The organism is Piscinibacter sp. (assembly GCF_050175855.1).
Lineage (GTDB): Bacteria > Pseudomonadota > Gammaproteobacteria > Burkholderiales > Burkholderiaceae_C > Piscinibacter.
Map to the genome: position 1 here is coordinate 1 of NZ_JBFXIO010000493.1, position 3,239 is coordinate 3,239.

Genomic DNA, 3,239 nt, shown 5'->3' on the forward strand with positions numbered 1-3,239 from the left:
TTCCTCACCGGCGACGGCCTGATCGGCGGCACCGCCGACTTCCTGCTGGCGGTCATCAAGCAGCGCACCGACCCGCGCACCCTGCCCGGCATCGAGGCGATGATGCCCGGATCGGCGCTGACGCGATTGCTGCACCTGCCGCAGCTCACCACCACCGCCGACCTCAGCGTGATCTGCGGCGATGTGCAGGGCAAGGGCCTGTTCGGGCAGCTGAAGATCCTCGCGCTCGACTGGTTCTACGGCAGCGACCACGACCTGGTGGTCAACACCGGCTCGATGCTCGGCGGCATCGCGCGCGCCGGCGGCGCGGCGCGCTTCCGCCGCGACGAAGGCGAGCAGGTCAACCACTTCCGCTACTTCAGCAACCGCAAGTCGATCGACTGGCTGGCCGACGCGCTGGCGCGCGAGGACGGCAGCGACGCCGGCTTCACCTCGCTGGCCGAGGCGCCGCACGAGGAGCCGCGCTGGCGTTCGGCGGTGCGTGCCAGCCGCTCGGTGACCACGCCGCGGCCGATCGTGGTGGTGGTGCCGGGCACCATGGGCAGCGCGCTGTCGGCGCGCGACCGCGCCGTGTGGCTGGAGTACTTCGCGCTGCTCAAGGGCGGCCTCGGCGACATCGCCATCGACCAGGCCGACGTGCGGCCCACCGACCTGCTCGACGACTTCTACGGCCCGCTGATCGAGCACCTCACGCGCACCCACCGCGTCGAGATCCATCCCTACGACTGGCGGCGCTCGGTGCGCGAGGCGGCGCAGCAGCTCGCGCAGCGGCTCGAAGGCCTGCTGCCCGAGGCCGAGCGCACGCGCCAGCCGGTGCACATCGTGGCGCACTCGATGGGCGGCCTGGTGGCCCGCGCGATGATCGCCGACGGCGGCGCCGGCGCGCAGGCCTGGCGGCGCATGAGCGCGCTGCCGGGCAGCCGGCTGCTGATGCTGGGCACGCCCAACCTCGGTTCGCACGAGGCGGTGCGCTGGCTCACCGGCACCAACCCGACCGAGGCCAAGCTGGCGCTGCTCGACTTCACCCGCGGCACCCACGGCGTGATCGACATCGTGCGCCGATTCCCCGGGCTGGCCGAGCTGCTGCCCTTCGACGAGGAGCGCAGCCCCTGGGGCCAGCTGTCGACCTGGAAGCAGCTCAAGGCCGAACTCGGCGCCGGCTTCCCGCTGGCCGACGAGGCCGCGCTGCGCCAGGCCGCCGCCACCTGGAAGCTGCTGCGCAGCGCCCCGGTCGACGCGGGCCGCATGGTCTACGTGGCCGGCTGCCAGAACGCCACCGTGATCGGCCACGAGGTCGTCGAGGAGGAGTTCGCCGGCAACTGGACGGCGCGCCGGCAATTGCGCTTCATCGCCACGCGCGAAGGCGACGGCACGGTGAGCTGGGCCTCCGGCCGGCTGGCCGACGTGCCGACCTATTACGCGCCCGACACCGGCCACGACGAGCTGTGCAGCAACACCGACGACCGGCGCATCTTCCGTGGCTACGTCGACCTGCTGCTGACCGGCAAGACCGACCAGCTGCCGACCACGCCGCCCGGCCGCGCGCGCGCGGCGGGCGAGCCGGAGCGCTTCGTGCTGCCGCCGCTGCCCGTCACCGACGACCTGCCCGACGCCGCCGCCGTGCGCGGCCTCGGCTTCGGCGGCGGCCGCGCGCGCCGCCGCGGCGCGGCGGTGGCGGTGCGCTCGGCGCAGCTGCGCGTGAGCATCCGCCACGGCGACCTGCGCTACGCGCGCTTCCCGGTGCTGGTGGGCCACTACGCCGGCGACACCATCGTCAGCGCCGAAGCGGCGCTGGACTGGCAGATGAAGGGCGACCAGCCGCAGGGGCCGCTGACGCGCCGCCGCGACCTCGGTCTCTATCCCGGTCCGCACGGCACGCACGCGGTGTTCTTCAACGACGACCCGGCCCGCGAGCCCGAGGGCGCGCTGGTGGTCGGCCTCGGGCAGGTGGGCGATCTCTCCCCGGGCCGACTGGAGACCGGCGCGCGCGACGCGCTGCTCGAGTACGCACTGCGCCTGCAGACCCGCGCGGCCACCCGGCGCGGCAGCGCGGCGGGCGCGGGCACGGCTCGCCTCAACGCCAGCGTGAGCTGCCTGCTGGTGGGCACCGGCGCGGGCAGCCTGCAGGTGCGCGACTCGATGGAGGCGCTGCTGCGCGGCGCGCTGGCCGCCAACCGCAAGCTGGAAGACGCCCAGCTCGACCAGCAGGTGCTGATCGATCACGTGGAGTTCATCGAGCTCTACGAAGACCTGGCCATCGCCGCGGCCAAGGAGCTGGCCGTGCTGGCCGAGAGCGCCGACCTGGGGCCGCGCATCGCCTGGAAGGAATCGTCGGTGATCGCCGGCGCCGGCCGCCGCCAGCGCAGCCGATTCGACGCCGACCAGTCGTGGTGGCAGCGCATCGAGGTCATCGAGGACCGCCGCACCGACAGCCTGCGCTTCGTGACCACCGCCGACCGCGCCCGCGCCGAGGAGTCGCTCGCCGACGGGCAGTTGCGCCTGGCCGACCGCTTCATCGCCCAGGCCTGCGGCAGCGCCGCGGCCAGCGGCGAGGTCTCCAAGACGCTGTTCGAGATGCTGCTGCCGCAGCGCCTGAAGCAGAGCTCGCCCGACCAGCGCGACATCGTGCTGCTGCTCGACGAGGCCTCGGCGCGCTTCCCCTGGGAGCTGCTCGAGGACCGTTGGAGCCACCAGGGCCGGCCGCCGGCGGTGGTCGGCGGCATGGTGCGCCAGCTCAAGACGGCCGAGTACCGCATCGAGCCGCTGCACGCCTTCGACAACACCGTGTTCGTGGTCGGCAATCCCGATCTGGCCGGCTGGAACGCCTTCGCCGACCTGCCCGGCGCGCGCCGCGAGGCCGAGCGCGTGCGCGAGGTGTTCGCCCGCGCCGGCTACTTCGCCGGCGAGGCGATCGACGCGCAGGCCGCCGAGATCGTCGACGGCCTGCACGCGCGCGCCTGGCGCGTGCTGCACCTGGCCGGCCATGGCGAGCACGAGTTCGAGGTCGACGTGGTCGAGGCGGCACCACCCGGCTCGGCCGACGCTGCCGCGCAGGCCGTGCCCGTCGAGCTGCCCGACGGGCGCCTGGCGGTGCCGCTGAAGCGGCGCAAGAAGCTGTCCGGCATGGTGATCGGACGCGAGACCTTCCTCACCCCCGGCGACGTGCGGCAGATGCGCCACGTGCCGGAGCTGGTGTTCATCAACTGCTGCCACCTCGGCAACACCGGCGGGGGTGCGGC

Annotated in this window: 1 protein-coding gene; it reads left to right on the forward strand. The window is 73.9% G+C overall.

Annotated elements, in window-relative coordinates; translation table 11 throughout:
• Nucleotides 1-3,239, forward strand: a 3,239-nt coding sequence (locus AB7U92_RS24520; RefSeq protein ID WP_428583052.1) for a CHAT domain-containing protein, incomplete at both ends; no start/stop codon positions are given.